Origin of the sequence: Streptomyces sp. NPDC058459 (genome assembly GCF_042721685.1) — a bacterium.
Classification (GTDB): domain Bacteria; phylum Actinomycetota; class Actinomycetes; order Streptomycetales; family Streptomycetaceae; genus Streptomyces.
The window spans coordinates 1-25,563 of record NZ_JBHXLV010000083.1; the positions used below are offsets into that span (position 1 = coordinate 1).

Annotated in this window: 25 protein-coding genes, 1 tRNA gene and 1 pseudogene; 11 read left to right on the forward strand and 16 right to left on the reverse strand. The window is 69.8% G+C overall.

The features are described from left to right. Window positions 1-80: 80 nt before the first annotated feature. The 8 genes from gnd to ACFWN1_RS17325 all read left to right on the forward strand — a co-directional run bounded on the left by gnd (window position 81) and on the right by ACFWN1_RS17325 (window position 9,606). On the forward strand, window positions 81-959 hold the full coding sequence (gnd, locus tag ACFWN1_RS17290; RefSeq protein WP_384362675.1) for a phosphogluconate dehydrogenase (NAD(+)-dependent, decarboxylating): 879 nt from the start codon (window positions 81-83) through the stop codon (window positions 957-959). Between the two features lie 72 nt (window positions 960-1,031). Continuing rightward, entirely contained in the window at window positions 1,032-2,153 is a 1,122-nt protein-coding gene (recF, locus tag ACFWN1_RS17295; RefSeq protein WP_384362677.1) for a DNA replication/repair protein RecF, read from the forward strand. Beyond that, complete coding sequence (locus tag ACFWN1_RS17300; RefSeq protein ID WP_384362679.1) at window positions 2,150-2,689, forward strand: DUF721 domain-containing protein; 540 nt, start codon at window positions 2,150-2,152, stop codon at window positions 2,687-2,689. Before recF ends, ACFWN1_RS17300 begins: the two co-directional genes overlap by 4 nt. Window positions 2,690-3,072: 383 nt before the next feature. Then, window positions 3,073-5,142, forward strand: a complete 2,070-nt coding sequence (gene gyrB / locus ACFWN1_RS17305) for a DNA topoisomerase (ATP-hydrolyzing) subunit B (RefSeq protein WP_384362681.1) — start codon at window positions 3,073-3,075, stop codon at window positions 5,140-5,142. 42 nt (window positions 5,143-5,184) lie between these two features. Further along, a complete protein-coding gene (gene gyrA / locus ACFWN1_RS17310) occupies window positions 5,185-7,800 on the forward strand; it encodes a DNA gyrase subunit A (protein WP_384362683.1) in 2,616 nt (871 codons plus the stop codon). Between the two features lie 17 nt (window positions 7,801-7,817). Continuing rightward, the gene (locus tag ACFWN1_RS17315; protein ID WP_384362685.1) at window positions 7,818-8,573 is read left to right on the forward strand and encodes a DUF3566 domain-containing protein; all 756 of its coding nucleotides are present in this window, start codon (window positions 7,818-7,820) and stop codon (window positions 8,571-8,573) included. Window positions 8,574-8,683: 110 nt separating this feature from the next. Continuing rightward, window positions 8,684-8,757, forward strand: a tRNA-Ile gene (locus ACFWN1_RS17320). 615 nt (window positions 8,758-9,372) lie between these two features. Then, complete coding sequence (locus ACFWN1_RS17325) at window positions 9,373-9,606, forward strand: helix-turn-helix domain-containing protein (RefSeq protein ID WP_384362687.1); 234 nt, start codon at window positions 9,373-9,375, stop codon at window positions 9,604-9,606. Window positions 9,607-9,902: 296 nt separating this feature from the next. On the opposite strand, the gene ACFWN1_RS17330 is transcribed toward ACFWN1_RS17325, so the two are convergent. After that, window positions 9,903-10,379 carry a hypothetical protein gene (locus ACFWN1_RS17330; protein WP_384362689.1) on the reverse strand — a complete coding sequence of 159 codons (477 nt, stop codon included), beginning with the start codon at window positions 10,377-10,379 and terminating at the stop codon, window positions 9,903-9,905. A 282-nt stretch (window positions 10,380-10,661) separates the two neighbouring features. Between ACFWN1_RS17330 and ACFWN1_RS17335 the strand changes: the two genes are divergently transcribed. Together ACFWN1_RS17335 and ACFWN1_RS17340 are read left to right on the forward strand one after the other, a co-directional pair. Continuing rightward, window positions 10,662-11,846 carry a helix-turn-helix domain-containing protein gene (locus ACFWN1_RS17335; RefSeq protein ID WP_384362691.1) on the forward strand — a complete coding sequence of 395 codons (1,185 nt, stop codon included), beginning with the start codon at window positions 10,662-10,664 and terminating at the stop codon, window positions 11,844-11,846. Next, complete coding sequence (locus tag ACFWN1_RS17340; protein ID WP_384362693.1) at window positions 11,833-12,276, forward strand: GNAT family N-acetyltransferase; 444 nt, start codon at window positions 11,833-11,835, stop codon at window positions 12,274-12,276. Before ACFWN1_RS17335 ends, ACFWN1_RS17340 begins: the two co-directional genes overlap by 14 nt. A gap of 54 nt (window positions 12,277-12,330) precedes the next feature. Here ACFWN1_RS17340 and ACFWN1_RS17345 read toward each other — a convergent pair whose 3' ends face one another. The 8 genes from ACFWN1_RS17345 to ACFWN1_RS17380 form a co-directional block, all read right to left on the reverse strand. Further along, window positions 12,331-12,696, reverse strand: a complete 366-nt coding sequence (locus ACFWN1_RS17345) for a hypothetical protein (RefSeq protein WP_384362695.1) — start codon at window positions 12,694-12,696, stop codon at window positions 12,331-12,333. 2 nt (window positions 12,697-12,698) lie between these two features. Next, a complete protein-coding gene (locus tag ACFWN1_RS17350) occupies window positions 12,699-13,190 on the reverse strand; it encodes a hypothetical protein (protein ID WP_384362697.1) in 492 nt (163 codons plus the stop codon). Continuing rightward, on the reverse strand, window positions 13,190-13,519 hold the full coding sequence (locus ACFWN1_RS17355; protein WP_384362699.1) for a hypothetical protein: 330 nt from the start codon (window positions 13,517-13,519) through the stop codon (window positions 13,190-13,192). The genes ACFWN1_RS17350 and ACFWN1_RS17355 overlap by 1 nt, the downstream gene beginning before the upstream one ends. Window positions 13,520-13,527: 8 nt before the next feature. Continuing rightward, window positions 13,528-14,316, reverse strand: coding sequence for an N-acetylmuramoyl-L-alanine amidase (locus ACFWN1_RS17360; RefSeq protein ID WP_384362701.1), 789 nt, complete (start codon window positions 14,314-14,316; stop codon window positions 13,528-13,530). After that, a complete protein-coding gene (locus ACFWN1_RS17365; protein ID WP_384362703.1) occupies window positions 14,316-14,558 on the reverse strand; it encodes a hypothetical protein in 243 nt (80 codons plus the stop codon). The genes ACFWN1_RS17360 and ACFWN1_RS17365 overlap by 1 nt, the downstream gene beginning before the upstream one ends. 63 nt (window positions 14,559-14,621) lie before the next feature. Beyond that, window positions 14,622-15,032, reverse strand: a complete 411-nt coding sequence (locus ACFWN1_RS17370; protein ID WP_384362705.1) for a hypothetical protein — start codon at window positions 15,030-15,032, stop codon at window positions 14,622-14,624. A gap of 9 nt (window positions 15,033-15,041) precedes the next feature. Then, window positions 15,042-18,383 carry a hypothetical protein gene (locus ACFWN1_RS17375; protein ID WP_384362707.1) on the reverse strand — a complete coding sequence of 1,114 codons (3,342 nt, stop codon included), beginning with the start codon at window positions 18,381-18,383 and terminating at the stop codon, window positions 15,042-15,044. After that, the gene (locus tag ACFWN1_RS17380) at window positions 18,383-21,730 is read right to left on the reverse strand and encodes a phage tail tape measure protein (protein WP_384362709.1); all 3,348 of its coding nucleotides are present in this window, start codon (window positions 21,728-21,730) and stop codon (window positions 18,383-18,385) included. The genes ACFWN1_RS17375 and ACFWN1_RS17380 overlap by 1 nt, the downstream gene beginning before the upstream one ends. Before the next feature lie 50 nt (window positions 21,731-21,780). Between ACFWN1_RS17380 and ACFWN1_RS17385 the strand changes: the two genes are divergently transcribed. Beyond that, window positions 21,781-21,960: a hypothetical protein gene (locus tag ACFWN1_RS17385; protein WP_384362711.1), complete on the forward strand. Its 180-nt coding sequence runs from the start codon at window positions 21,781-21,783 to the stop codon at window positions 21,958-21,960. Here the strand turns inward: ACFWN1_RS17385 and ACFWN1_RS17390 are convergent. The 7 genes and pseudogenes from ACFWN1_RS17390 to ACFWN1_RS17420 all read right to left on the reverse strand — a co-directional run. Continuing rightward, entirely contained in the window at window positions 21,945-22,469 is a 525-nt protein-coding gene (locus tag ACFWN1_RS17390; RefSeq protein ID WP_384362713.1) for a hypothetical protein, read from the reverse strand. The genes ACFWN1_RS17385 and ACFWN1_RS17390 overlap by 16 nt on opposite strands. Then, window positions 22,469-22,942 carry a phage tail tube protein gene (locus ACFWN1_RS17395; protein WP_384362715.1) on the reverse strand — a complete coding sequence of 158 codons (474 nt, stop codon included), beginning with the start codon at window positions 22,940-22,942 and terminating at the stop codon, window positions 22,469-22,471. The genes ACFWN1_RS17390 and ACFWN1_RS17395 overlap by 1 nt, the downstream gene beginning before the upstream one ends. Before the next feature lie 9 nt (window positions 22,943-22,951). Next, a complete protein-coding gene (locus tag ACFWN1_RS17400; protein ID WP_384362717.1) occupies window positions 22,952-23,389 on the reverse strand; it encodes a minor capsid protein in 438 nt (145 codons plus the stop codon). Continuing rightward, complete coding sequence (locus ACFWN1_RS17405) at window positions 23,386-23,736, reverse strand: hypothetical protein (RefSeq protein WP_384362719.1); 351 nt, start codon at window positions 23,734-23,736, stop codon at window positions 23,386-23,388. The genes ACFWN1_RS17400 and ACFWN1_RS17405 overlap by 4 nt, the downstream gene beginning before the upstream one ends. Window positions 23,737-23,746: 10 nt before the next feature. Then, window positions 23,747-24,067 (reverse strand): hypothetical protein, encoded by a 321-nt coding sequence (locus tag ACFWN1_RS17410; RefSeq protein ID WP_384362721.1) that lies wholly within the window; start codon window positions 24,065-24,067, stop codon window positions 23,747-23,749. Then, a complete protein-coding gene (locus ACFWN1_RS17415; RefSeq protein WP_384362723.1) occupies window positions 24,067-24,741 on the reverse strand; it encodes a hypothetical protein in 675 nt (224 codons plus the stop codon). Before ACFWN1_RS17415 ends, ACFWN1_RS17410 begins: the two co-directional genes overlap by 1 nt. A gap of 2 nt (window positions 24,742-24,743) precedes the next feature. Further along, window positions 24,744-25,563, reverse strand: a pseudogene (locus tag ACFWN1_RS17420) (hypothetical protein); the annotation flags it as partial.

Genomic DNA, 25,563 nt, shown 5'->3' on the forward strand with positions numbered 1-25,563 from the left:
TGCCCCTCGGGCCATCCGCACATGCCGGGCGTAGGCTCGGACCTTGGGTACGAATCGCCTCGAAGGTTAAGGAATCTCTGATGGAGCTCGGTCTCGTCGGCCTCGGCAAGATGGGCGGCAACATGCGCGAGCGCATCCGCCGCGCAGGCCACACCGTCATCGGATACGACCGCAACGCGGACCTCGCGGACGTGCACAGCCTCGAAGAGCTTGTGGGCAAGCTCAGCGCCCCGCGCGTGGTCTGGGTGATGGTCCCGGCGGGCGAGGCGACGCAGGCGACCGTGGACCGGCTCGGCGAGCTGCTGGAGCCCGGCGACGTGGTCGTGGACGGCGGCAACTCCCGCTGGACGGACGACGAGAAGCACGCCGAGGAACTGGCGGCCAAGGGCATAGGCTTCGTCGACTGCGGCGTCTCCGGTGGTGTCCACGGCCTGGCCAACGGCTACGCGCTGATGTACGGCGGTGACGAGGAGAACGTGGCCAAGGTGCGTCCCGTCCTCGACGCGCTCAAGCCCGAGGGCGACTTCGGCTCCGTACACGCCGGCAAGGTCGGTGCGGGTCACTTCTCGAAGATGGTCCACAACGGCATCGAGTACGCCATGATGCAGGCGTACGCCGAGGGCTGGGAGCTGCTGGAGAAGGTCGACTCCGTGGAGAACGTCCGCGAGATCTTCCGCTCCTGGCAGGAGGGCACGGTCATCCGCTCCTGGCTGCTCGACCTCGCGGTCGACGCCCTGGACGGCGACGAGCACCTGGACGGCCTCCGCGGTTACGCGCAGGACTCCGGTGAGGGACGCTGGACGGTGGAGGCCGCGATCGACAACGCGGTGCCGCTGCCCGCGATCACCGCGTCGCTGTTCGCGCGGTTCGCCTCGCGGCAGGACGACTCGCCGCAGATGAAGATGATCGCCGCGCTGCGCAACCAGTTCGGCGGCCACGCGGTCGAGAAGAAGCCGTGACCAGGCAGAAGAAGTAGTCCACAGGGTCGCGCCCGCGATCCACAGGCTGTTGAGGGAGGTCGGCGAACGACCATGCACGTCACGCATCTTTCGCTGGCCGACTTCCGCTCGTACGCGCGGGCCGAGGTTCCGCTCGGCTCGGGCGTCACCGCCTTCGTCGGCCCCAACGGCCAGGGCAAGACCAACCTCGTCGAGGCCGTCGGCTACCTGGCCACCCTCGGCAGCCACCGGGTCTCCGTCGACGCCCCCCTGGTCCGTATGGGCGCCGAGCGCGCCGTCGTCCGGGCGCAGGTCCGGCAGGGCGAGCGGCAGCAGCTGGTCGAGCTGGAGCTGAACCCCGGCCGTGCCAACCGGGCCCGGATCAACCGGTCCGCGCAGGCCAGGCCGCGTGACGTGCTGGGGATCGTACGGACCGTGCTGTTCGCGCCCGAGGATCTGGCGCTGGTCAAGGGCGACCCCGGTGAGCGGCGCCGTTTCCTGGACGAGCTGATCACCGCGCGCTCCCCGCGCATGGCGGGCGTCCGCTCCGACTACGAGCGGGTGCTCAAGCAGCGCAACACCCTGCTGAAGTCGGCCGCCCTCGCACGCCGGCACGGCGGCCGCTCCATGGACCTCTCCACACTGGACGTGTGGGACCAGCACCTCGCGCGCGTGGGCGCCGAGCTGCTGGCGCAGCGCCTGGACCTGATCGGGGTGCTCCAGCCGCTGACCGACAAGGCGTACGAGCAGCTGGCCCCCGGTGGGGGTCCCGTCGCGCTGGAGTACAAGTCCTCCGCGCCCGGCACGGCGCACACCCGTGAGGAGCTGGCCGAACAACTGCTGGCCGCCCTCGCCGAGGCGCGCAAGCAGGAGATCGAGCGGGGTGTGACCCTGGCCGGCCCGCACCGCGACGACCTGGTGCTCCGGCTCGGGCGCCTCCCCGCCAAGGGCTACGCCTCGCACGGCGAGTCCTGGTCCTACGCGCTCGCGCTCCGCCTGGCCTCGTACGACCTGCTGCGCGACGAGGGCAATGAGCCGGTGCTGATCCTGGACGACGTCTTCGCCGAGCTGGACGCGCGTCGCCGCGAGCGGCTGGCCGAGCTGGTCGCGCCCGGCGAGCAGGTGCTCGTGACGGCCGCGGTCGACGACGACGTGCCGCATGTCCTGGCGGGCGCCCGGTACGCCGTCGCCGACGGGACGGTGGAGCCGGCGTGAGCGCCGGTGAGGGCGGCGAGGACCGCAGGGCGCCGGAGCCGTCCGGTGTGGACCTCGCGCACGTGGCGCTGCGCGCCGCGAAGGAGCAGGCACGCGCGCGTGGGGACGCGGCACGGCAGAAGAAGCAGGTCCGGCGCGGCGGCGGGCTGCGCTCGGGCGCGCGGGCGGACGGCCGCGATCCGATGGCGCTGGGCGCGGCGATCAACCGGCTGCTGAACGAGCGCGGTTGGGAGGCCCCGGCGGCGGTCGGCGGCGTGATGGGCCGCTGGCCCCAGATCGTCGGCGAGGATCTCGCGAAGCACTGTGTGCCGCACCGGTACGACGAGGACGAGCGGGTGCTGTCGGTCTCCTGCGACTCGACGGCGTGGGCGACGCAGCTCCGGCTGCTGGCGCCGACGCTCGTGGCCCGGCTGAACGAGGACCTCGGGCACGGCACGGTCCGGATGATCAAGGTGAACGGTCCGGGCGCCCCGGTGCGCCGGTACGGCCCCCTCAGGGCGCCGGGAAGCGCCGGTCCGGGCGACACCTACGGGTGACGTACCTCACGTCTGACCAGCGAGGCGTGCGGGTGCTCCAGAGCCGTACGGGTGTACGTGCCAGAGGCCGATCATGGGCCGACCCCCCGATGGACAAGGGCTGACGCCCCGAAGCCCTGAGTGCCGCTGTGAGCCCCTCGTAGCCCCCTTCCCCATATCGGGACCCGATCGGGGCCGGTTCAGGGCGGCACATGCGGACTCAGGTGCCCGCAAGCCCCCATCATTGTCGGCGCTACCGGTAGACTGGAAGGCGATCCCGCCCCCGATCGTGGGGACCGTCCGGGAAAAGCTGAGCAACGCTGATTCAGGGCTTACCAACGCAACATGCCGCAGCCGCTCCGGCAACCCTCCTCCTGGAGGGCGCGCACCCCCAAGGAGCGCTCGTGCTGTGCCAGAAAGGGCGCTTCGTGGCCGATTCCGGCAACCCCAACGAGAACATCCCTTCCACCGACGCCGGCGTCACTGGCGAGGCACCCGCCTCCACCTCGTACGACGCCAATGCCATCACCGTGCTCGAAGGGCTGGACGCGGTCCGCAAGCGCCCCGGCATGTACATCGGTTCCACCGGTGAGCGCGGTCTGCACCACCTGGTGTACGAGGTCGTCGACAACTCCGTCGACGAGGCGCTGGCCGGCCACGCGGACACCATCGACGTGACGATCCTGCCCGACGGCGGCGTCCGCGTGGTGGACAACGGCCGGGGCATCCCGGTGGGCATCGTGGCCTCCGAGGGCAAGCCGGCCCTGGAGGTCGTGCTGACCGTGCTGCACGCGGGCGGCAAGTTCGGCGGAGGCGGTTACGCCGTCTCCGGCGGTCTGCACGGTGTGGGCGTGTCCGTGGTGAACGCGCTGTCCATGAAGGTCGCCGTCGAGGTGAGGACGGACGGCCACCGCTGGACGCAGGACTACAAGATGGGCGTCCCCACGGCGCCGCTGGTGCGGAACGAGGCGACCGAGGAGACCGGCACCTCGGTCACCTTCTGGGCCGACCCGGAGATCTTCGAGACCACGGAGTACTCCTTCGAGACGCTGTCCCGGCGTTTCCAGGAGATGGCGTTCCTCAACAAGGGCCTGACGATCAAGCTCACCGACGAGCGCGAGTCGGCGAAGGCCACGAGCGGCGCGGACGAGGCGGGCGCGGACGAGAAGGCCGAGGTCAAGTCGGTCACGTACCGCTACGACGGCGGCATCGTCGACTTCGTGACGTACCTGAACTCCCGCAAGGGCGAGGTCGTGCACCCGACCGTCGTCTCGCTGGAGGCCGAGGACAAGGACAAGGCCCTGTCCCTCGAGGTCGCCATGCAGTGGAACGGCGGCTACAGCGAGGGGGTCTACTCCTTCGCCAACATCATCCACACCCACGAGGGCGGCACCCACGAGGAGGGCTTCCGGGCCGCGCTGACCTCTCTGATCAACAAGTACGCGCGCGACAAGAAGCTGCTGCGCGAGCGGGACGACAACCTCACCGGTGACGACATCCGCGAGGGTCTGACCGCGATCATCTCGGTCAAGCTGAGCGAGCCGCAGTTCGAGGGCCAGACCAAGACCAAGCTGGGCAACACCGAGGCCAAGACCTTCGTGCAGCGCGCGGTCTACGAGCACCTCAACGACTGGCTCGACCGCAACCCGGTCGAGGCGGCGGACATCATCCGCAAGGGCATCCAGGCGGCCACCGCGCGTGTGGCGGCCCGCAAGGCCCGTGACCTCACCCGGCGCAAGGGCCTGCTGGAGTCCGGCGCGCTGCCGGGCAAGCTGTCCGACTGCCAGTCGAACGACCCGGCCAAGTGCGAGATCTTCATCGTCGAGGGCGACTCCGCCGGCGGTTCGGCCAAGTCGGGCCGCAACCCGGAGTACCAGGCGATCCTCCCGATCCGAGGCAAGATCCTCAACGTCGAGAAGGCGCGGATCGACAAGATCCTGCAGAACCAGGAGATCCAGGCGCTGATCTCCGCCTTCGGCACGGGTGTGCATGAGGACTTCGACATCGCGAAGCTCCGCTATCACAAGATCATCCTGATGGCGGACGCCGATGTCGACGGCCAGCACATCAACACCCTGCTGCTGACCTTCCTGTTCCGCTTCATGCGGCCCCTGATCGAGGCCGGGCACGTCTATCTGTCGCGTCCGCCGCTGTACAAGATCAAGTGGGGCCGGGACGACTTCGAGTACGCGTACTCCGACCGCGAGCGCGACGCCCTGCTGGAGATCGGCCGGCAGCGTGGCAAGCGCGTCCGCGAGGACTCGATCCAGCGCTTCAAGGGCCTCGGTGAGATGAACGCCGAGGAGCTGCGGGTGACCACCATGGACATCGACCTCCGGGTCCTCGGCCAGGTCACCCTCGACGACGCCGCCCAGGCCGACGACCTGTTCTCGGTCCTGATGGGCGAGGACGTCGAGGCCCGCCGCCAGTTCATCCAGCGCAATGCCAAGGACGTCCGCTTCCTCGACATCTGAGTCGGTCCGGGCTGACCGCACCAGGAAGGATCTTCACCAGCAATGACCGACGAAACTCCCGACCTCGTACCCGAACCGGTGACGCCGGTGACGGAGCCGGGCGACGCCGCCGCCCTCCGGATCGAGCCGGTGGGCCTCGACGCCGAGATGCAGCGCTCCTACCTCGACTACGCGATGTCCGTCATCGTGTCGCGCGCGCTGCCCGACGTCCGGGACGGCCTCAAGCCCGTCCACCGCCGTGTGCTGTACGCGATGTACGACGGCGGCTACCGCCCCGACCGCGGCTTCTACAAGTGCGCCCGCGTCGTCGGTGACGTCATGGGCAACTACCACCCCCACGGCGACAGCTCGATCTACGACGCCCTGGTCCGCCTCGCCCAGCCGTGGTCGATGCGCATGCCCCTCGTCGACTCCAACGGCAACTTCGGCTCGCCGGGCAACGACCCCGCGGCCGCCATGCGGTACACCGAGTGCAAGCTCGCGCCGCTGTCGATGGAGATGGTCCGCGACATCGACGAGGAGACCGTCGATTTCAAGGACAACTACGACGGCCGCTCCCAGGAGCCGACCGTCCTGCCCGCCCGCTTCCCCAACCTGCTGATCAACGGCTCGGCCGGTATCGCGGTCGGCATGGCGACCAACATCCCGCCGCACAACCTCCGTGAGGTCGCGGCCGGCGCCCAGTGGCACCTGGAGCACCCGGAGGCGTCGCAGGAGGAGCTGCTGGACGCCCTCATCGAGCGCATCAAGGGCCCGGACTTCCCGACCGGCGCGCTGGTCGTGGGCCGCAAGGGCATCGAGGAGGCGTACCGCACCGGGCGCGGCTCCATCACGATGCGCGCGGTGGTCGAGGTCGAGGAGATCCAGAACCGCCAGTGCCTGGTCGTCACCGAGCTGCCGTACCAGGTGAACCCGGACAACCTGGCGCAGAAGATCGCCGACCTGGTGAAGGACGGCAAGATCGGCGGCATCGCCGACGTCCGTGACGAGACGTCCTCACGCACCGGTCAGCGTCTGGTGATCGTCCTCAAGCGGGACGCGGTCGCCAAGGTCGTGCTGAACAACCTGTACAAGCACACCGAGCTGCAGACGAACTTCGGCGCCAACATGCTGGCGCTGGTCGACGGTGTGCCGCGCACCCTGTCGCTGGACGCGTTCATCCGGCACTGGGTGACGCACCAGATCGAGGTCATCGTCCGCCGGACCCGGTTCCGGCTGCGCAAGGCCGAGGAGCGCGCGCACATCCTGCGCGGCCTGCTGAAGGCCCTGGACGCCATCGACGAGGTCATCGCGCTGATCCGGCGCAGCGAGACCGTCGAGATCGCCCGCGGCGGCCTGATGGACCTCCTCGAGATCGACGAGATCCAGGCGAACGCCATCCTCGAGATGCAGCTGCGCCGCCTGGCCGCCCTGGAGCGCCAGAAGATCGTCCAGGAGCACGACGAACTCCAGACGAAGATCGACGAGTACAACCGCATCCTCGCCTCCGAGGCGCTGCAGCGGCAGATCGTCCACGACGAGCTGGCCACCATCGTCGATCGGTTCGGCGACGACCGGCGCAGCATGCTGGTGCCCTACGACGGTGACATGTCCATCGAGGACCTGATCGCCGAGGAGGACATCGTCGTCACCGTCACGCGCGGCGGCTACGTCAAGCGCACCAAGACGGACGACTACCGGGCGCAGAAGCGCGGCGGGAAGGGGGTGCGGGGCGCGAAGCTGAAGGAGGACGACATCGTCGACCACTTCTTCGTCTCCACCACGCACCACTGGCTGCTGTTCTTCACCAACAAGGGCCGGGTCTACCGCGCGAAGGCGTACGAGCTGCCCGACGCCGGCCGGGACGCGCGCGGCCAGCACGTGGCCAACCTGCTCGCCTTCCAGCCGGACGAGGCTATCGCCGAGATCCTGGCGATCCGCGACTACGATGCGGTGCCCTACCTGGTGCTGGCCACCAAGGCGGGCCTGGTCAAGAAGACCCCGCTGAAGGACTACGACTCGCCGCGCTCCGGCGGTGTCATCGCCATCAACCTGCGGGCGGGCGAGGACGGCACGGACGACGAGCTGATCGGCGCGGAGCTGGTCTCCGCGGACGACGACCTGCTGCTCGTCAGCCGGAAGGCGCAGTCCATCAGGTTCACCGCGTCGGACGACACGCTGCGTCCGATGGGCCGTGCCACCTCGGGTGTGAAGGGCATGAGCTTCCGCGAGAGCGACGAACTGCTGTCGATGAACGTGGTGCGGCCCGGTACGTTCGTCTTCACCGCCACGGACGGCGGCTACGCCAAGCGCACGCCCGTGGACGAGTACCGCGTCCAGGGACGTGGCGGTCTGGGCATCAAGGCTGCCAAGATCGTGGAGGACCGCGGTTCGCTCGTCGGCGCGCTGATCGTCGAGGAGAGTGACGAGATCCTCGCCATCACCCTCTCCGGCGGTGTGATCCGTACGCGCGTCAGCGGGGTCAGGGAGACGGGCCGTGACACCATGGGCGTCCAACTGATCAACCTGGGCAAGCGCGATGCCGTGGTCGGCATCGCTCGCAACGCCGAAGCGGGGCGTGAGGCGGAGGAGGTCGACGGCGAGATCGTCGTCGACGAGACCGCCGAGGCCACCGAGATCACCGGCACTGACGAGGGTGAGGCGCCCTCGGTCGAGTAGCACGAGGAGCGAATCACGTGAGCGGAGCCACGGGCGCCGGATCGGCCGGTACCTCCACGGGTACGGAGACGGACGGCGGCGGCCGTGGCTCCGCCGCGAAGGCGGGGCGGAAACGGGGCGCGGGGAGCGCGGGTACCGCGTCCGGCCCGCGGCCGGCTCCGGCCGATACTGCTTCTCCTGTTTCTACTCCTGCTTCTTCGAGTTCCCAGGGGGGAACCGTGACGGACACCCGTGGCGCCCAGGCCAAGGCCGCTGCGACCGAGGGCATGGCGGCCTCCCCGCTGCCCGGTGAGCGTGGCCCCGAGCAGCCGGCCGGGCCCTACCACCCGCCGCAGGCGTACGCGGCGCAGCCGCCCGCCGACGCGGTGCGCCGCCCGCGCACGGGTGTCGGCACGGCGCCGCGCACCCGCAAGGCGCGGCTGCGGGTGGCCAAGGCCGACCCGTGGTCGGTGATGAAGGTCAGCTTCCTGCTCTCCATCGCGCTGGGGATCTGCACGGTCGTGGCGTCGGCGGTGCTGTGGATGGTGCTGGACGCGATGGGCGTGTTCTCCACCGTGGGCGGCACGATCTCCGAGGCGACCGGCGCGACCGAGGCGACCGGCTTCGACCTCCAGGCGTACCTCTCGCTGCCGCACGTGCTGATGTTCGCCACGATCATCGCGGTCATCGACGTCGTCCTGGCCACGGCCCTGGCGACGCTGGGCGCCTTCATCTACAACCTCTCCGCGGGCTTCGTGGGCGGCGTCGAACTGACGCTGGCTGAGGACGAGTGAGGGTGCCTCCCGGCCCGGTCGGCGATCCCCCGACAACCGATTTTGGGACTGCCCCGGTCGTGCGCTAATCTTCAGGAGTCAGCGCGCGGGTCACCCCGCGAAGCGCGGGCGGGGCTATAGCTCAGTTGGTTAGAGCGCATCCCTGATAAGGATGAGGCCACAGGTTCAAATCCTGTTAGCCCCACAGTGGCATAGCGCCAGGTGAGAAAGCCGGTAGGTTCTGAGAATCTACCGGCCTTCTACATTTAATGATCTTGCTATCCCGCTACTCCCCCGTAACTTGTCCGGGAGGGGCGCCCGCGAGGGAAGGCCGGCCTTCAGTGGTGAAACAGGACAGGCGCCCGGTAAACCTGACTGAATCTGACCTATGACATCTGCACCAAAACACCCCAAGGTGCGTCGAATCACTGCTGGTTCTACCCTAAGAGCCCCATCTGCCCTCTGTAGATCAGCCGCAGCAGTATGTATCGTGCAGGTTGGGGAGGCGGGCGTGATATCTCCGGCCGTCTGACGCACAACCCCGACTTGGCCCGGCTGAGGTGCTCGGGAGGCCCTCAGCCGGCGACGACCCCCTGCCGCATGATTCGGCAGGGGGTCGTCTGTGTCATAACACTAGACCGCCCCGCTCTCCCTGTGGGGAACGGGGCGGCCGCGCTCAGCCCGAAGGCGAGCGCTCGCGGGGCCAGGCGGACGCACATCTCGTCGGCCCGCGCGCCTCGACGCGACTCCGCGCCTCTCGTACAGGATGAGGGCGAATTCGCCTACAGACATTCGATCATGAAACAGCCAGCGTTGCAGGGTGCAGCCGACGCTTCCCCCCGACGACGACGAGATCGCGTCTCGCCGTCTCGCCTTCGGGGACCGGCTGCGCACTGCACGCCGAGCAGCCGGCCTCACACAGAACCAACTCGCCGAACGAGCGGGCCTGGACCGAGCGCAAATCTCCGAGATCGAACGCGGGTGCCGCGACGCCCGCCTCTCCACCCTCGTACGGATAGAGGGTGCACTCGGCGCCCAGCTGAGCTGGGCCTGACTGCCCATACATCGGCCTGACTGCCCATACATCCGTCGGTGGCGCATTGATGTTGCCGCCCGGCCGGTCACAGCTCCGGCGGCAGCCTGTGCGGTCGACCCCGACGCGCCGCCGGGCGCCCCGTCCGAGCGCCCGGGGTCAGTAGCGAATGGGTGGCGTCGGGTAGCTCTGCTGCGGGGCGGGTCGGCACCGGCGGGCGTGCACATCCATCGTTGCCCCCACCCCCGTACCGCCGAAGTGCTCGACCTTCTCCGACGGCTCGTCCCGCTCGATGGGCTTGTTGCAGCGGGCGCAGATCACAAGGTGCCTCCGTCTCGGGACATGGCGCGGGTGATGACGTTGAAGACCTGCTCCCGGGAGCAGAGGTCGTAGCGGTATCGCGGTGAGGTCACCCAGAAAGGGGTGGGCAGATTGTCCTCGGTGGGCGGCTTAGTGCAGGTGGGCGGAGGCATGTTGAGGTAGCTGCCCGCTCCGAGGTACGGGGTGTCTGTCAGGTAGCTGGGCCAGTAGACGTGGGCCCGACAGGGCACGAGCGCCCAGTAGGTTCGCTGCTCGGCGTACCGGCCGGCGATCAGCGGGCCGCGCAGGGTGTCGCGCGCCAGGACGGCGACCGCCTCGGAGGTGCTGGCTCCTGCGGCGGTGTGCATGATGTGGCCGGGGATGCGTACGGCAGTGAACCGTCGACCCAGCGGCATGAGTTCGTCGCAGCCCTCGACCCAGTGCTGGAGCACCTGCTCGGGCTGGGGGTGCGCGCCCGCCAGCCAGGTGGTCACCGTGTCAAGCGGCTCGAGCTCCTCCCGGCGCCGTGCTGACCCGAGAAGGGGCGGCAGTAGTGGTGCGGGGCTGGCAGCGGTACGGTGCGCCATGTCGACTCCAACTCAGTCGTCCACGCCCAGGGCCGTGACAGCGGCCGCTGGGGTTACTCGTATCGAATCCGCTGACACGGTCGGCGGCTCCCCCGTAGCGTTTCCTGTACCGGCCGCACGGCCTAGCACAAGCGTGTCCACAGCCGTCCACACATGTGTGGACACCGTGGACGGCCTCGGGGAGAACCGATGCACCATGAGACCTTCGGCGAAGCTTTGCGCCGTCACCGCGGCACTCGCTCCCTCCGGGACGTCGCTCACCTCGCAGCATGCGCCAAGTCGCTGGTGTCCTACCTGGAACACGGTCAGCGACGCCCTACGACAGAGATTGCCGCAGCTCTGGACCACGCCCTTGACGCGGGTGGCGAGTTGATCGCCCTTGCCCAGATGGAAGCCAGCGGAGACGCCCTGGCCCAGGCCGATGCCCTTCAGCGTGGGCTCGCCGACTCGCTCGCGGCCGGGCCCATGACCGACGCCACCCTCGCCGAGTGGGAGTTCACCGTCGCCCGACACGGTCGCGCAACCCGCTACCGGCCTGAACCCAAGCTCTTAGCGGACCTCGTCAGCGACTTCGGCGACCTGCGTCAACTGCTCGCGCACCGGCACCCCCATGCCGCCCACCGACGTCTGACCATCGCCGCCGCGCAGATGGCCGGGCTCATGGCACTGACGCTGCTCAAGCTCGGCGACGACCGGGCCCGCTCCTGGTGGCGGACCGGCCGGGCCGCAGCCGGAGCGGCCGAGGACCGGGCCACTCTCTCCTGGATCTACGCCCAAGAGGCATACCAGCTGTACTACGGCGGCGACCTACATGGGGCCGTCGAGTGCGCGGTGCGCGCACAGCAGCTGGCGGGTGGACTCCCGTGCGTCGGACCCGCGCTCGCGGCGCCACTGGAGGCCCGCGCCCATGCCCAGCGCGGCGCGCGGGAGGACACGGAGATGGCACTACGGGCCGCAGAGACGGCACTCGGCCGACTCCCCGAGCCAGACCAGAGCGCAAGCGCCTTCGGGTACTCCGAGTCCCAACTCCGCTTCCACTCCGGCAACGCGCTCACGCACCTCGGCGACACCGACCGCGCCGCAGCCGAGCAGGCCCGCGCTCTCGAGCTTTACCCCGTCACCGACCGCATGGATATCGCCCTGGTCAGGCTTGATCAGGCCATGTGCACCGCCGTTGACGGTGATCCGGCCGCAGCCGCGGCGCTCGCTACCCGGGCCATCACCGACCTGCCGCCCGAGCACCGGTCCGCGCTGATCACCTACCGGGCCCAGCAGGTCGCGCATAAGGTGCCCGAGACACGCGAGCTGCGGGTCTTGCGCGAGATCCTGGCGCTTCCCGCTGGTGAGAGGGGCGACGAAAGTGCAGATCAGTGAGGCGATCGAGGCGGACGCCGAGGTGATTGCCCAGCTGCTGGGTGAGATTGAGGCGTACTACGGCGGACCCGCCATCGTGCCGCCGGTCAACGAGGTCCGCGCGGCGCTTTTCGGCGAGCGGCCAGCCGCCACGGTGCTCCTGGCGCGGGACGCCGACGTGGTGTTCGGTCTCGCTTCGTTCACTCGCCTGTGGCCCGCCGCAGGTTCAGACACCAGCCTGTACCTGAAGGAGCTGTTCGTCCGCGAGGAACACCGTCGCGCCGGTGTGGCCGGGGCGCTGATGGACGCCGTCGCCGAGGCCGGGAGGGTGGCCGGGTGCTCTCGGCTGGAGTGGACGGCCGACGCCGACAACCCGTCCGCGCTCGCCTTCTACGAGGCGCTGGGGGCGAAGCAGAACTTGGGAAAGGTGTCCTACCGGCAGCCCTTGTAGCCGGGCATGAGGAAACGGCCCCCACCACCCCGCTCGGGGGTGATGGGGGCCGTGTCAGCCTCGGATGAGTTCCTTGTCGCCGTCCTCCGGCTCAGGGACCGGGGTGCCAGAGCGGGTGAGGGCCCCCTCGAGGAGCAGGGCATACCGGCGAAGCGCGGCGATCACGCGGTCTTGGAAGAGACTATGCTCCCGCGCCTGCGCCACCTGAGTCTCCAGATCGCCGATCCGAGTTTCCTGCCGGATGAGTACGGCTGCGAGGCCCGGCACTGTCTTGAGGTCGGCGCCGTCGAGCGCCGTCGGCTTCTTCTCCAAGGACACCGGCGACGATGCCGGTGGTGTCGGCCGGCTGATCCGGGCGACGATGACCGAGACGATCCCGCCCAGGACGATGGACAAGAGCCCGTACATGCCTTCGCTCATGCCTAGCCTGCCTCTCTGCTGAGGGCGGCGGCGGGCCGCAGGGTGTCCACCTCCCGCCGCAGCCGGGTGAGTTCTCGTAGAGCTGGCACGAGCCGCGCGGTGGCGGCGGCGAGCAGCGCGGCCAGCGAGGGTGAAACCAACCAGGTCAGACCAGAGTTCAGGCCCTGTGGGAACTCACCCATGGCCCTGGCCGAGGTGTAAGCAGCTGCCCACACCACCGGCATGGCGACCGCAGCCGCCCACCCCCACCAGTCCCGGGTCGACGGCATGACCGAGGCCGCGCAGCAGACTGCGCCCGAGGTGATCCACACCCAGCCCCACATGCTGATGCTGGTGTGGGGGATCGCGGTGAGCGCGGCCGCGCCTCGGATGGTGCCGTAGCGGGGGTCGACTACGAGGCCGATGCCCCAGTTGATCCAGCCCATGCCGCAGACGAGGAGCCCGGCGCCCCGGTAGCCGAGGCGGCGCCCGGCCCGGCCCGCGAGCCCCCGCATCAGGTGACCGTCTTCGGCGACACCTGGCCGCGCGTGAGCAGACCGAGGACGGCCAGCACGCACATGTTCAGGGCGCCGACGGTCTCGGCGGACACGTTCAGGCCGTACGCGGCGAGGAGGGCGACTGCGGCGGCGACCAGGCCGGTGAAGGCGCTGGGCGCGATGGGCCGGGTGATCGCTGCCGTGGCGGCGGCGAAGGCCCCGCCGATGACGGCGACGATCGCGCTGGCTTGCTCGGCGGTGAGGCCGAACCCGAACGACACGACGAGGGAGAGTGCGGCGCTGACGGCCGCGAGGATGAGCGCGGGCTCTCTGCCGAAGATGCGCATGGTGGGCCTCACTTCTTGGGGAGGTTGAGGTGCTGGCCGACGGCGATGTCGTCGGCGTTCTTGAGCCGGTTCAGGTCGGCGATCTCGCGCCACCGCGCGCCGTCGCCGAGTCGGGAGGCCGCGATGGACCAGAGGGTGTCGCCGCGGGCCACGGTGTACGTCGTGGTGCCGCCCGGCGACCAGCCGGCCGGGTGCTTCAGGCGCTCGGCCACCCGCGCGCGCACGTCCGGCATGGTGACGCCGGGGCCCTTCGGGTCGATCTTGCCGGGCTGCCACTCCAGGTGGCCGATGACCGAGGTGTCTCCGTCCTTACCCCAGGCGTGCGCCCGGCAGAGCGCGGCCGCCGCTCGGACGATCGCGTCGAGCTGCTCGTCCGGCCATGCGTCCTTGCCGTCGCCGAGGTTCTCGCACTCGAAGCCGTAGAAGTGCCGGTTGCCGTCGGTGTTCGCCTCGTTCGCGGGCGGCAGGGCACGCTCGGCGATGACGGCCTGGAGGACGTCTCCGTCGCCGAGACCGGCGTGGTTGGTCCGGCCGTAGCCGATGAGGTGGACCACGCCCGTCTTGGCGATCATGCCGTGGCAGAGGGGGCCGGGGAGGTCGTCGTAGCCGTCGTGAACGATCCGCACGGTGGAGTCGGTGCCCTTGGTGACGGTGTGGTGGATCATCACACCGTTGACCGGGCCCCACGGGCCCTTGTGGTTCCGATTGAACTCGCGCCAGTTGCCGTGCTCCTGAACCTTGACGCCTTCGGCGCGCAGGGCGGCGAGGAACGCTGCGGCGGACAGGGGGGCTGCCATCAGGCACCGTCCTTCGCGGCCGCGTCCTCGAGGGCCGCCGTGGACGCGGCGACGACCGCCCAGTTCTTCGCGTAGAAGAGGTCGTCGAGGGCCTTCGTCACCTCCGGGCCAGACAGAGTCTCTGCCAGCTGGTGCGCGAGGTCGTGGAACGGCCGCGACACCTTCTGGAGGTGCGAGGGCAGGTGGTCGAACCGGAAGTTCTGCAGCATCCGCGCGGTGGCGGGATGGAGTTCAGCGGGCATGGATGCCTCCTGATATGAGGAAGGCCCCGGCCAGGACGGCACGGGGCGTGGGAATAGAGCGGGTCAGGTGGGGAGGATGCCGGTGGCGGACTTGATCTCGAAGCCGTCGAGGCGGATCGACGTGACACTGCCCGCCTGTCCGGTGATTCCCCAGTTGCCAGCCGTGCTGAGGTAGACGCGGAACGGGCCGGTCTGCCCGAAGCCAGCGCCACCCCAGTCCCTCTCGTAGGACTGCTGGTAGGTGCCGGTGAAGGTGAAGAATGTGTACGACGCCGTGGTCACGCCGCTGAGGTTGACGATCCCCTTGAACTCGCGGACCACCTCGTCGCGGATGTACACGTCGCGGACCATGGGCTGGGCGGGCCCGTCGCTCGACGAGTTCTGGTAGGCGCCTACCGAGGTCAGCGGTACCCATGGGGTCGCGTCCTGCATCCGGCTGGCGGTGATCACCATGCCGGGCTGCCACAGGGTCATCAGATCCTCCTAGAGCGCGACTCGGGCTGGGTAGGCGAGCCGCAGATCCGCGCCCGCGAGCTGGGGCTTGGCGATGCCGTTGACGCTGCGGGTCACGGTGAAGCGCTGGGGGTTGAGCAGTGCAAAGTCGTCGTAGGCCGCGACAACCGGCAGGGTGTTGGTGTTGGCGGAGCTGAGGATCGACCGGACACCGATCGACCCGGCGGCCGTCAGCGACGTGTCCGTGGCTACGACGTGCCACGCGCTGGCCGGCTCCGGGTCGGACGCCCGCCACGCCCGCGCCCGCAGGGTCGAGCCCTGCACCTGGAACCGCATCCGCCAGGGCGTGTTCGCGGCGTGCACGCCGGCCATCGTGGCTGACGCCAGATCGGTCTGTGCGGCGGCAATGCGCCGCTGGAGTACCAGCGTGACGGTCTGATCGGTGTTGAAGGCGAGCCGGGCGTAGTACAGGTTGTTCACGTCCGCGGCCCGGGCCACCAGCCCGACGTAGTGCGGTCCGCCAGCAGCGAGCACGCTGGTTGACGCGCTCACCACCAGGTCGACGTCGGCCATCGGTGACGCCAGCAGCGCCCAACGCGAGATGTTGATGCTGGCCTGGGAGTGGCGCCCGGTGCCGCTGGCGACGCTGTAGTCGCTGGCGCTGCCGCCAGACGTCATCCAGGTCCCGCCCGAGTCTGCGGCCCCCCACCCGCTGCTCGCCGTACGACCAAACGCGTCGGCCGCTCCAGGCGTGATGGCGGCGACCGACACGATCTCACCGCCTACCAGCGCGGCGAACGCGGTCTCCCACTTCCACTCGGGGCCAGCCGTCTGCACCAGCAGAGTGGTGTCGGTCGCGGCGGCGGCCGTGACGAGCTGCGAGCCGTCGGTGTCGATTATTCCGAGGACCGGGTCGTCGGTCACCGCGACCCGGTATGGGCCCGCCGGCGCGCACACCAGGGTGATCTTCCATGTGCGTACTCCGATCTCCTCGGAGTAGCCCTGCACCATCAGGTCGATGGGGCCAGGTGGCAGGTGGGACGGGAGATCGGTGATGCGGATGACGTCGCCCTCGGCGAGATCGAGGATCGCCGGGATCAGGTCGGGGCGCCGGTGCAGGAGGATCGTGATCGACGGGTAGCGGGCCTCGTCCCAGGTGCCGAGGTACAGCAGCCACCAGGCCATGGGCTCCGCTTGATCGTCCCGGTAGAGGTTCAGCGTGACGCTGTCGTCGTACCGGCCGATGCCGACCGGCGGGTCCTCCGTCGACATCCGGCCGTCGACTTGTTCCGCTCGCCCGCTGGACCCACCAGCACGTGTCACAGTGATGTCGTTCCGGATGTCCTTCGCGTCGGGTACCGGCTCCAGGCCGCTCAGGCCGCGCGAGGGGTACGGCAGGGTGAGCACCGGCGCCTGGTTGTACAGGCTGGTGCGGGTCCGGTACTTCAGCCCGGCACGCTCCCTGTCCTCCACCAGGATGCCCGCGTCCGCGTCCGCGCACTGGTCCAGCACTTCCAGCAGGGTCGCCGGGCGCTGAGGTCCCATCCTGGCCGTGGCCAAGCCGTCCCCGGCGATGGTGATGGGGAGAGCTTCCTCCGTCGAAAGACGGCCCAGCCGGGCAGCTGCGGTCTCTCTGGCGAAGCCATCGTCGGCGGCCTCGTAGATGGTGACGCCGGGCGCGGTGGCGGGCAGGGTCGTGCCGCCGATGTCCCACGCGGCCAAGTGGCCGATGCTCATGCCCTGGAAGCTATTGCCCCACTGGCCCTTGACGCCGATCAGCCGGCCGGGGGTCCCGGTCCAGGTGGTCCGCGCGTAGTTCCAGGCCGAGTTGACCACGTTCAGCCATGCGGCGGCGACGTACGCGGCGCTGCCGTTGGTGGCGGAGAAGATCTGCAGGCGGTTCCAGGCACCGGTGAAGTTGGCGATGGCCGCGGGGTCGCTATAGACGAAGAAGGCGACCACGTTGCCGTCGCCGTCCAGGGCCTGGATGCGGATGCCCGCCGTGGAGATCCGGCATACGACCTGCGCGACGCCGCCCGTGCCGGGGGTGAGGTTGAGGGTGAACATGGTCTGTTCGGTGGCCGGCATCGTGGCCAGCTTGTAGACCATCTCCGCGTGCCAGCCGCCGGACTGGGCGCCGGGGACGCGGCCGTCCAACGTGGAGAGCGGTCCGAGGACCGGCAGAGGTCCGGAGCCGGAGGGGCTGTCGTCGCCACCGAAGGCGAACCCGGTGACCCGAAGCGGCTGGCCGCCGCTGAGCGCCGAGGCTGCCTGCGTGGCCGCGTCGCCGTCCTCCATCGGCCAGTAGGCCAGTGGGATAGCGGACGGAATGCGCCGTCGCAGGGTGCTGGGGAGAGCCTTCTTGCCCTGGGAGAGCCGCTGGAGGATGCCCGCGCCGTCCCCCTCCACCCGGATCAAGTTCCCGCCACCCGACCACGTGGCGGGCCAGTCGGAGTACTCACCGACGAAGCGGAAGCGGCGGTTGCTGATCTCCGCGCCCCCCAGGAGGGACCAGGTGCGGCCGGCGGAGTCCGTGAAGGACGTAGTACCAGGCGCCAACCCCGAGAAGTCGGGGTTGGCCACCACGGTGCCGTTGATGCCATTGCGGAGCTCGGCCTTGTGGATGCGCCCCACGGGGTCGGCGTAGGCGATGGTGCCGACGGCTCCGAGGTCCAGAGCCGCCGTGTTGGCGAAGACCGAGGTGGTGCCCGTCTGGACGACGGGGTCCCCGATCTGCGTCCACGGGCCCGCGAGGGACGGAGCCGTGTAGAAGGTGATGGTTCGCCCGCTCGCCCCGTTGTCGACGTCGAGGGTCGCCCTCACCGCGAGGCGCCCGCTCGCTGGGACGACGAGCGGGGCCGTAGACAGGGCCGAGGGCGAGGCGCTGTTGTCGGGCGACCAGAACAGCCGGAGACGGCCGCCGTTCAGCGTGAGCAGCCAGCCCTTTGAGGCACTCAGCCACTTGCCGCACAGCTCGGTCTCTACAGCCGGAGCCCAGTCAATAAGGGACGCCTCCACCCGCACGTCCAGGTCCCCGGCGATAGCGATCGGAGCCGCCTGCGGAGTGGTGGCCCGGGTGGTACCTCCGGGCAGGAGAAGTGCGGAAGCGCCCGCGCGGACGCCGACCCTCACCGGGGTATTCCGGCCGATCAGTCCGTAGTACGGCGACCTCGGGTTGACGGGTGAGAAGAGCCCGTCGGGCGAGCGCAGGGTAAGGGAGCAGGAGGCTGGGTCGACTGCCTGCCCCTCAGCCGTACGCCCACGGGTGTGCGTAATGACGTTCCCGAGCTGCGCGTACTTGGTGACGTCGGTCCACGTCGTCCCGATCTGGACCTCGACTTGCGTGCCCAGCGGGTCCTCAGGAAAGGCCATCAGTTACTCCGTTTCCCTGAGAAGGCGAACTGGACATCGCCGCCTGCAGTCTTCTGGACGCCGCGGCGCATCTTGCCCATGAGATAGGCGGCTTCGCCCTGCTGGTCGCTGCGGAACTCGATAACGACCTTCTCCGCTACGCGGACGCGCGCGGACGCGGACGCCATATCCCACGAGCCCGGCGCTGGTGTCTCCACCAGGGCGGCCATGCTGCGGTTGACCGCCGACCGTTGACCCTCGACGCCCTGAATGAGGCCCTGCGCCGTGTACTGGCCGACCAGCGCCATTACCCGCGACGGCGACTTGATCCCGAGGGCGGCCCGGATCGCCTTGGACATGCCCTTAGCGATGCGGAGCATCTGCGACTCGATCGCCTTCTGCTGGCTCTGCAGGCCCTTCACGAGGCCCTGGGCCGCGTGGATGCCCGCGCCGTACATGGCGTCGCCAGCGCTGTTACCCGCCCGGCCAGCGGCGGCAACGAGCGCGGCCTGCTCCTTGTTGATCTGCTTGATCTGGCCGGAGTTGGCGTTCGCCAGTGCGGCGGCCGCCGAGGAGCCCTGCTCGACGCCGGCCTGCGCGATCTGCGCGATCAAGTCCGCGCGGACGCCCTTCTTCCGGAGCGTGGCCAAAGACTTGGCGAACCGTTCGGCGGCCAGGCGGTCCTGCTTCAGGCCGTCGAGGATGCTGGTCGCCGTGACCGGCCAGCCGTCGTTGCCCTTCGTGGTGATGTTCGCCGAGTCGAGGACACCCTTCTTCACGTCGGCGGCCAGCTTGTCCCGGCTGCTGGTGAGGTCCGCGAGCTTCTTCTGCGCGTCCTTCAGCCGGGTCGCCACCCGCTCCCGCTGGTTGGCCAGCTTCACCAGCCGCTTGCTGTCGGCGCTGATCCTCTTCAGCGCGCCGGAGCGACGGGAGCCCCGCCGCATCGAGTCGGCCACGATGTCCGCGAGCTTCGTGGACGCCGCCTTGACCTGCTTCGACGAGCCGGTCAAACCGTCGATGAGACCGCGGGCGATCCACCGGCCCTGCGTCGCCGTCACCTTGGACGGGCTGTGGATACCAAGGGCCTTGGCGATCGGGCCGGGGATGACCGACCTGGCCCAGCCCATGATCCGGCCACGCAGCCAGCCGCCCATGCCGGAGATGCCGTTCCAGAGGCCCTGGACGACGTTCCGGCCCTTCTGGACGAGGAGGCTGCCCATGGGGCCCATCGCGCCGGAGATCCGGCCCGGCAGGCCCCGCACCCACGCGACCATGGCCATCGCCCGGGTGACCGTGGCTGTCTTGATCGAGCTCCAGTGCTTGATCACCAGACCGATCAGGGTGAAGTTGAGGAAAGCGTTGTAGAGCATCCTGGGAACGCCCTTCACCCAGCTGACCAGGCCGTTCCACCAGCTCACGGCATTGGACTTGATCGAGCTCCAGTGTTTGATCAATAGGCCCGGGAGAGTGAAGTTCATGAACACGCTGACGAGCGCGTCCTTCGCCCACACCAACTTGCCCACGACCCAGTCCCACGCGACGAGCGTGGCGGCCTTGATGCGGTCCCAGTTGGCGATCACCAGCGCAACCAGGCCGATCACGGCAATCGTGATCCAGCCGATGGGCCCCATCGCGATCAGCCACTGAGCTGCCATGGTCGCGGCCCACGCGATCGCGCGAGCGGCCATCATCACGAACTGGCCGGCCGTCACCGCAGCCGTCCGGATGATCGACACCAGCCAGGTCGCCGTCATCCGTGCCGCCGACGCCGCCCACACCACTGCCGTACGGGCCGCGGACAACGAGGCTGACGCCGCGATCCGAAGGAACGCGACCGTGCCCCGGGCCGCCATCATCAGCCACGCACCCACGACCCGAGCAGCTGACCCGACCTGCACAGCAGCGCCTCGAACCGACGCAGCTCCGGCCCGCACCCAGCCCAGAGCCACCTGCGCGCTCCGGACCGTCGCGGTCACACCCATGAGGATGAGTGCGGGCACCAACACCGCAGTGACGACTGCGGCCGCGACCTTGAAGACCCCCTGGTGCTGCTGCACGAAGTTGAACATGCGGCTCAGAGTGGGGACGACCTTGCCCCCGATCACCTCGACGATGGATTGCATCGCTCGCCGCTTGAACTGTTCCAGCTGGACGCCCGCGTTGTTGCGGAGGGAATCGCCCATCTGGTCTGCGGCGCCTCCGACCTGTCCCAGGCTGCTCACGGCCTTCGACGGGTCAAGGGCGTAGAGCGCCTTCTGCATGTCCTCGGACTTGGTCTTGAAGAGCGCGACTGCCAGAGCGTTCCGCTTGGCCGGGTCCTTGATCTTGCGGAGCCGGTCGAAGACCACATCGAGGGCGGCCGCCGCCTTGGGGCCTCCCTGGGTGAACGCCTTCTGCATCTCGGAGCCGCTGAGCCCGATCTGCCTGAACGCCGAGTCGACGTCTTTGCCGCCGCCCTGCACGGTGAGCAGGAACTCTTTCAGACCGTCCGCGACCACGTCCGTATCGCGTGCGCCCGCCTGCATCCCCTGCGACAGCAGCCCGGTCGCCGTGGTGGCGTCCAAGCCCATGTTGCGGAAAATGGTGCTGTATTCGTTGAAAGTGTCCGCGATATCGTCAGCTCGCGGGCCCATCTTCTGGAGCCCTCGGGTCAGGACATCGACCGCTTCCGTGCCGTCCTTCGCGAGACCGTTCTTGATCATCTGGCCGACTGCGTTCGCCGTCTGCCCGAGGTCCAGCTCGAAGGCCGACGCGAGGTCGGAGACCTGAGTCGCAAGGTGCTGGATCTGCGCGTCCGTCGCACCAGTCGGCATGATCCCAGCGCGCATCACCACGCTGATCGCGTCGGCCGCGCCCTGGAAATCTTCCGTCACTGCGTCGGCGTACATCGCGCCCGCGATGTGCCCGTACCGCTGCGCCTCCGGCCCGGTCGTCCCGAGCTGGGCGCCGAGACGGCCCGTGATCTGGCCCTGCTCCAGGGCCTGGCCGAAGCCCTCCATCAGGATGGCCCCGGCTGCAACTCCGGCGCCGAGCGCTACCGTCTTCAGCCGCTCCAGGCTGCTGCCTGCGGCCTCAACGGCATCGTCGGCGCCCGCACCCGCGCCGTCCCCCAGGCCCTCCCCGAAGCTGTCACCGGCTTGCCGTCCGGCTCCGAGGAAGCGGCCGCGGGCGTCGCCGAGACGCCCGTCGGCGCCGCGGGTGATGCCCTCGCCGAGCCGTTCCCCGACCTCCCGGCCGGCACGGTCAGCGTCGTCGCCCATCTGCTGGCCGGTGCTACGCATTGCCTGCTCGGCCCGGCGCAGCGCCGGGTCTACCGCCCGGTCGTCGACGGACACAAGGGCATTGAGTTCGCCGACGAGCAGGGCCATGGCGTCTACCTCCTGCGGGGCTGGTGGGGCTGGTCAGGAGGTGGTGCGAAGTGCCGCTGGAGACGGGTTTCGGCGGAGAGGAGCCCGAGGATGCGGGCTTGAAGCCACCGCCAGGAGCGGCGCTGGAGGATGCCGTCGTCCTCGATGTCGATGCCGTACTCGCTGTGGAGGTCGGCCTCGATAAGCGGCCACAGGCTGAGAAGGTTGTGCCAGCTCAGGTCCGGGGCTGAGCCTTGCCCTTGCTTCGGCGCTTGGAGCCCGCCCTCGTACCACTCGTAGAGGCCGGTGACGGGGTCCCGCTCGCCGCAACCGACCCCGAGGAGCCGCGCGACGCCTGCCTCCGAGCCGCCCTGTTCGCTTTTCCCGGCTGCTGGCCCGTCCGCCAGAACTGCAAGGCCGTGTCGCGGTCCGTAGTGACCCAGAACATCGCGGTCAAGCTGACGTGCTTGAAGCGGCTCCAGGACAGGTCGCGACGCAAGTCCTCGTACGCGTCGCCCAGGCAGGCCCGGTACAAATCGAGTTCTTCGGCGTCGTCCAGTACCGGGGTGTCCGGCGTCTTCCCGCCGGCGGCAAGCCGGGCCGCGAGCGACGTGATCCGCTCGATACGGATACCGTCCTCGGCGGACGGGTCCTCGATCCGGTACACCCGGACCTCTCCGTCCTTGCCCTTGACCGGGAGTTCCAGGTAGGGCTCAAGGAAGTCGTCGAGCGCCTCGAAGTCGGTGGTCTTCTCGCTCATCAGGCCACCGGGTTCTGGACGAGAAGCAGCGGGCCGTCGCCGGTGAGGGTCATCTCGACCTGGTCGAGGGCGGTGTACTCGCCGCCGCTGGGCTTCCATTCGACCAGGGCGTTGCCCTCGTATGCCTCGGGGAGGCCGTCGCGGTCGTAGTAGCGGAGGTGCACCAGCGAGTTGGAGCCGAAGCCGAAGCTGGCGGCGCGCAGGGCCTCGTGGGTGGGGTGGTAGATCTTGACCTGGTCGTTGATCCTCCGGTTGACGGTCACGCCGAGCTCCCACGCCTGGCCCGTCTTGGTGTTGCCCGCCCAGCCGCCGGAGTCGTAGTCGCTGGAGTCCTCGATGTTGGGCTCGGCGGACGGCTCGAAGCTCGTCACGCCGGGCACGAGCTGCCAGTCCGAGCCGTCCTTCGCGGCGGACATGTCGAGCTCCATCCGCCACCGGCGGGCGAGCGCGGTGATCGGGGTGGGTGTGGACATACGGTCCTCCTAGTCGATCAGGTGAGACCCGGACCTGGTCGTCCGGAAGTAGTAGTTCGCGGTGAGCTCCATGCGGCCCTGGCTGTCCTGCCCGATCCACCCTTGGGAGTTGCGCCAGGACAAAGCCACGTGCACGCCCCCGACCTCGAAGTGCCTGCGGTTGTGCAGCACGTCGAAGACCACGTCGGCCATGTCGTCGATCGCGTCGACGCCGTCCGGGCCCGCGCGCATGCGCACCTGCACCCCGGTGATCGCGTTCGCGGTGTCGTCGTCGGTGACCGGATACGCCGTCAGCGCCAGGGCCCGGTCCGGGGAGTCCGGCATGGTCGCCCGGAAGATGCCGACCTCGCCGTCCTGGAGCACGCTGTCCGGCCGCCACACGCCGATGTCGGCCTCCGCGAGGAGACCGGCGATCCCGTCCAGGAGGCTGCTGGTGTAGCCGCTCACCGCAGCGCGCGGCGGAGCTGGGCGGCGATGATCTGTGAGACCGCAGGTTGCGCGGCGTTGAGCGAGTTTTCGAGGTACTTGGCTGTCCGTCCCGGGGCGTGACGCCAGGTCAGTTCCTCGTGCTGCCGGACCGCGTACGGGCCGTCGAAGGACACCATGCCGGTGAGCGTCGACTCGTCTGCGCTGGCGGTGCCGGTGGACTGGAGATAGCCCTCGTCGAGCGGTACCCGGTCGTTGGCGAGGCTGAGGACGTGCTCAGCAGCGAGGAAAGCCCCGCGCGCTGCGGCCGCCCGGATCTCGCGGCCCACAGACGCCCCGTTGAAGTTGAGTCGGAAGCTCTGCGGCATGGCCGACCCCCTATTCGAGTTGGAACTCCGTGTGGTTGGGGGTGCCGAGACCGCCGGCGTCGCGCGCTTTCGTGAGGATCACGCGGCTCACGCGACCGGACGGCAGGGTGACCCGGGACAGCGGCGGCGCCGACTGCTCTCCCGGGCCCGCGTAGACGGTTGACGTCGAGGTGACCTGTTCGCCGGCCGGAGTCCGAACGGCGCGGGTCTGCTCGTCGACCAGGCAGCGCACTTCACGCGCGGGCCCGTACCGGGGGCCCTTGCTGGTCTGGCCGAGGTAGTCCTCGACAGTCACCGTGTGGATCAGGAAGCGGCGGGGGATGGAGGCCATCACCAGCCGCCCGAAGAGGCAACGAAGCAGAGCCGATCCGACGGAACGCTCTCGAGCGCGCGGACCAGGCGCGGCGCGTAGTAGCTCGGGCCGGACCGATCGGCCCCGCCGCCGTAGTCGAGCTGGACACTGCCGATGGCGACGCGCTGGAGCGGGCCGGACACGTCCGTCTCCTCGCCGACCTCGCCCCAGAACGCAACCTGCGCGCACACGGCCTCCGCGAACGCGGCGATCACCAGGCTGTCGGTTGGCATCCCCATGGTGTCCACGTCGTAGACCGCCGCCCGCAGGAAGTCGGAGTCGAGCAGGCGGGACGCCTCCAGCAGCAGCCGGGCGGAGTCGAGCGGTGGCGCCGCCCCGAGGTACATGGCGAGCTGGGTGGTCGTCGCGTACACCCGCGCACCCAACGGCACGACACCCGGCGCCGGTGCCACCGACACCAGCTGGTGCTCCACGGAGGCGCCAGTGCCGGTCACCGTCCAGGACAGCCGCCACACCCCGGCGAGGGTGTACGTCACCGGGGCCGTCCACGTCGCGCCGCCGTCCGTGCTGGTGACGACCGGGACCAGGATGCTGCCGTCCGGCCGGGTCACCAGCAGCGTGGCCGCCGTGGTGGTCCCGTCGTGCGGGGCCACGGCCAGGGTCGCGGTGACGAGGTCGCCCACGTCCGGCATCGTCAGCCTCCTCTCATGGTGGCCCGCAGGCTCGGTCCGCTGGTCGATGCCCCCGGTGCCCGCTCGCGCAGGCCCGCGCGCAGCACGGGGCCCGCCGCCGACGTGGTGACTGCCGGGGCGGACTGGCGGGGGGTGAGCGTGTCGGCCGGCCGCTGCCGAGCGCCCGCGAGCGCGAGTGCCTGGTCGTGGCCGACCGCCGGGGTGAGTCGGATCTGCGGGCCGATCAGGGCCCGGGTCGCCTCGTACGCGATGTCGAGGACCTGGGCGGTGGTCGGGCCGAGATGCCGGGCCGCGCTGACGGTGTGCGCTGATCCGAGCGCGAGGCGCCCCGACCTCGCAAGGACCTGGCCGATCGCCGATTCGGCCGCGAGGCCGAGGAGTTGGCGCTTCGTACCGGTCATCGGCCGAGCCACGGACGACTCCGCGCCCGGTCCCGTCGCGCGCCGCCGTCCGCCGATGAGCGGCCGCGCGACGCTGGTCTCGCCAGCCGGGGGCACCCGGTCGGGGATCACCAGCGGCCGGGCCCGTACGTCCTCGCCCGCAGGCGTGAGAGCGGTCCGTATGGTCCGTCCGGCCGGGCTGGCCACCGTGCTGTCGGATGCTCGGCCGAGGCTGGCCGCCTTCTGGCCGGTGACCGGTCGGGCCGTCTCGCTGCCAGTGGCCGGTGCCCCGAGAGAGCGCGCCTTCCGGCCCCCCACCGGTCGTGCAGCCGTCGTCTCCGCTGCGGGGACGAGCGGCTGTGCGCCGGTCTGGGCCAGGACGCTGGCCGTCGTCGTCTCCACCGCCACACCGAGCGCCAAGCGCTTGGCCGTGGTGGGGAGT